At 72.8% G+C, this 4,020-nt stretch carries 2 protein-coding genes; one reads left to right on the top strand and one right to left on the bottom strand.

Annotation, left to right across the window (positions count from 1 at the left end):
* Nucleotides 1–349 precede the first annotated feature (349 nt).
* On the top strand, nt 350–676 hold the full coding sequence (locus tag QZY48_RS01645) for a hypothetical protein (RefSeq protein WP_295426856.1): 327 nt from the start codon (nt 350–352) through the stop codon (nt 674–676).
* Here the strand turns inward: QZY48_RS01645 and QZY48_RS01640 are convergent.
* Nucleotides 673–3,855: a TIR domain-containing protein gene (locus QZY48_RS01640; protein WP_295426853.1), complete on the bottom strand. Its 3,183-nt coding sequence runs from the start codon at nt 3,853–3,855 to the stop codon at nt 673–675. The two genes, QZY48_RS01645 and QZY48_RS01640, sit on opposite strands and share 4 nt — an antisense overlap.
* Nucleotides 3,856–4,020 lie beyond the last annotated feature (165 nt).

Genomic DNA, 4,020 nt, shown 5'->3' with positions numbered 1-4,020 from the left:
GCCCTGACTGTTCCAGCCTGGCCAGGCCAGGATGGCCTGGCTACGCAGGGGACTTTCACGGTAAAGCCTCGACCTCCGGTGTGAGACCTCGGGGCAGCGGCCGAAACGATGATCAAGCCCTGCGAGCCGGTAGCTCGGAAAAAACGTTACGGACGGGGCGCATGCCCCGTCCGGCCCGGAGATCGCCGCGGCCTGGGAACGACTGGCGGCCGGCCAGGGTACCGCGCATGATCTACAATTGCTGAGGCACGAGGCGGCGGAGGCGTGGTTCATGCGCCGCCACGGCCCGAGTTTCGACGCCGCGCACACCGCGGCCCATGCGCGGTATCCGTGGAAGGGGTAAGCAGGAATGTTATTCGGTCGACGCGATGATTGGTGGTTGGCGGCCCGGGTCACGGGACCGACGCATCAGTTCCTGGGGCTGCGGTTCGCGGGTGCCCCGTCGCCGCGGCGGGGCGTGGCGCCGGACGCGGCGCAGGCGGCCGAGATCGCGGCGGGGGTGGCGCGGGCCAATCAGGCGCTGGGTAGCGCCTACGCGGTGGCCGACAGCGAGGTGGACCCGCGCGATGATTTCGAGGCCGGGATCTATGCGTGGCTGGCCCAGACGCTGGTGGAGCGGGCGCACGCGGCGGGGGTGGCGTGGGCCCCCGCGCCGAAGCCCCGTCAGGCGGCCTAGCCCGTAGGGCGGATGCCCGCAGGGCGATCCGCCATCCCCCCGCGCCGGGGACGGCGGAACCGCCTGCGGCGTTCCGCCCTACCCTGCCACCCGGCCCCGTTTGCCCCTGAGACGCTACAGGCGTCTTGCGCAAGGCGGTCCCAAGCGCCGCCGGTCTCATGGCATTGCCGAACTGTCCAGCCTCTCAGCGGGGGCGCTACGCAGTCGGCCCGCGCTCCCCCCTGTTTGCCGTTCCACAGGTCCCCGACCGGTTGCCGCGCGCGCGGGAATCGCGCGCGGCAAGAGTGATCGCCAAGGTCATCGCGGAGACCCGGTGGGAGCGGCTTCAGCCGCGACGATGCGTCCTCCGTGGCCGCGGCCTCGCGTCGCGGCTGAAGCCGCTCCCACCGGGCGGGCAAGGCCCGCCAGGCGGCGCGCTCGGGTGCGGCCAGCAGCAGGTCACAATACCGGTAGCCCGGCACCGAGTAGAGGAGCGGGTACTGGGGCTGACGCTGCGCCTGCATGGACTCGGCCTCGCGGAAGCGTTCGAATGCCGGCCCCCGTTGGCCCTGCTGGTGCAGTGCATCGGCCAGGGTCGCGCGACTGGCCATGCGCCAAAAGGCATCGCCGCTGCGGTCGGCATAGTCCACCGACCGCTCGCCGTCCGCCAGCGCGTCCGACACCAGGCCCAGGGTCAGCCCCAGCTCGCTCAGGTTGCCGGCGTAGATTGCGGCGTTCTTCCAGTCCTCCCGCCGGACGACCATCTCGAGCCCCGCCCGCATCGGCTCCAGCGCCTCGGTCAGGCGGCCCAGCGCGCGCAGTTGGACGGCCGCCTGGCTGAGCAGCCAGGCCCGGTCGGACTCGGTGAGTGCGGCGGAGATCCGCTGCCAGGGCTCATCGAAGAAGCAGGCGACAGCACCCAGGTCGGCGCCGAAGGCACCGAGCTTCTTCCAGCTGTAGGCCCCGTCATTGCCGCTTCCCCGCCGGATGCGGTCGTGAAAAACCTCGGCGCACGCCTCCTGCTGCGACCCCGCCAGACACCCGTGGGCGACCGCCTGGTAGAGCGGCTGGAGCCCGGCCGGACCCTCGGGGCGCTGGGGGACGGACTGCTTGAGGAATGCATAGAGCCGCCGGTGCCCCTCGCGCCAGGCGTCCGGGTGCGACTCGCGCAGGCGCAGCCCCAGGTATTCGCGCACCAGCGGGTGGGCGTCGATGGCGGGTGCCGCGGGTGCCCCGGTCTGCCGTTCCGCTCCAACCCCCGTCAGTCCCGCGGGCTGCGGGACCCCGGTGCCCGCGACGGCGGTCTCTCCCCCGCCGGCCCCCGTGATTCCGCCAGCGTCCGTCATTCCGGCAGGATGCCGGAATCCAGTGCCAGGGACGGTACGCTGCGGCCCCGCACCAACCTCTGTCATTCCGGCAGGATGCCGGAATCCAGCGCCAGGGATGGTACGCTGCGGCCCCCCACCGACGACGGCTAAGTCGAACCCCGGCGCCCCCCCAATCGGCCCCGCGCCCGTACCCCACGCGCCGCCCCGCTCGATAAGTCCGCACTCGGCGAGCCGGCTCAAGGCGAGGTTCCAGCGCGCCTGGCTCAGGTCCATCAGCGGTTCGGTGAGCCCCGGGATCGCCGGTGCCTCCCGCAGCGCCCGGATGCACCCCGCATCCGCCGGCCGGTCGAAGAGCCCGAGCAGCCGCAGTGCCGCGAGTTCGACCGCCCCGCCCGGTGCGCCGGCCGCTCCGGGCCGCACGGTCGGCTGCCGCGCCGCGGTCCCGTCCGTCCCCGCGCCCGGGGCCGCCCGCGTGAACCAGGCCTCGTAGGCGGCCAGCACCCGGAAGGTATGACCGCCCTGGCTGTCGGCCGCGTCCATCAGGTCGACGGTATCGCGCCGCCGGATGTCGCCCCCCTGCGCCTGCGCCAGGTAGCGCCCGAGCAGGTTGAGCGTCAGTGCATGGCCCCGGACCTCGCGGCTGGCGGCCCGCAGTTCGTCGTCCTCGGGTCCGATGGCCGCCGCCCCGGCGCGCACGCAGCCCAGGCGGTGCAGGAGCCGGGCGCCGTCGGCCTCGTCCAGGCGTTCGAGGTCGTGGACCAGGACCGCGCCTTGCGGGTAGCCGGGTGAGCGTGCGTATTCGGCGAGATCGGTGAGCGCCTCGCGGGTGCTCAGGAGCGTCAGCCCCAGTTGACCACTGCCGGCGAGGTGCCCGAGCAGGGCCTTGAGCCCGGGGGTGCGCAGTTGCCCGGCGAGCGGTCCGGGCGGCTGTTGCAGCGGCTCGCAGCCGTCCAGTACCAGCAGGGTGCGCCGCGCCGCGACCGCGTCGGCGAGGAGTCGGCCTTTGTCCCAAGGCGAGGCGGCCGGGTCGCAGTCGACCTTGAACCAGGCGAGCGCCTCGCTCAAGAACACGTCGTCCGACGCCTGGCGGTCGTCCCCGGTCCCCTGGCTGTAGAAGGACCAGCCGAAGATGAGTTCAGCCCCGCGCCAGCCTTCGCGCCTGAGCCCATCCAGCCAGCGCTTGATGAGCGCGGTCTTGCCGACCCCGCCGGGGGCGACCAGGGCGACGACCTGGAGGCCGGCCGCGTCGCCCTCGCTGGACCAGGCGGCGTCGAGCATCCGCAGTTCCTCCTCGCGGCCCAGGAAGTGGGCGGCGCCGGCTGGGAGCCGGGCGATCTCGACCCGGGGCCTCTGGGGCTGGGTCTTCTCGTCCCCACGCTCCGCGTGGGGATGCCTCCCCGGACGCTCCGCGTCCAGTGCCCGCGCGCCCAGCAGATCGTCGATCTCCAGCGCCAGCGCGGCGAGCGCGGCCTCCGCGTCATGCGGGCTCATCCCGCTGAGTTCCCGCCCGTCGCTCGGCCTGCCCTGGATGGCGTTGATCCAGTCGATCCGCCGCCAGGGACAGGGCCTCACGAAGACCGGGATGACCGTGAGGCCGCCCCGCGCCCGGCGCTGGAGCAGTCGCGGGACCTCGGTATCGAGGATGAAGCGGGAGTTGAGAAAGTCGGCGGAGATGAGGAGCAGGGCGACCGCGCAGCCCGCGAGTTCGGTCTCGATCGCTGGGGGCCAGTCGGCCCCCGCGCCGATCCGCCGGTCGTCCCAGACGCGCAGCTTACCCGCGCGCTCGAGGACGCCGAGTTGGGCGACGAGCCGGTCCTTCCAGGCCTCGTCGGCATGGCTGTAGCTCAGGAAGACGCGCGCGGGCTCGGCCACTGGTCGGTGCTCCTCCCGGCGGCGGCCGGGTACCCCTGTCGCTGAAACTGGGTCGATTCGGGGGTTATCTTAACCCGGGGGAGGTTTCGGGTCAGCAGGTTCAGGCGATCAGAACTGATGTGGCGACCGCGATCCCGGGTACGTTGTCGTTGTCGTTGTCGTTTT

Origin of the sequence: uncultured Thiodictyon sp. (assembly GCF_903828115.1) — a bacterium.
Classification (GTDB): domain Bacteria; phylum Pseudomonadota; class Gammaproteobacteria; order Chromatiales; family Chromatiaceae; genus Thiodictyon.
This window is presented reverse-complemented; position numbering and strand designations above follow the sequence as displayed.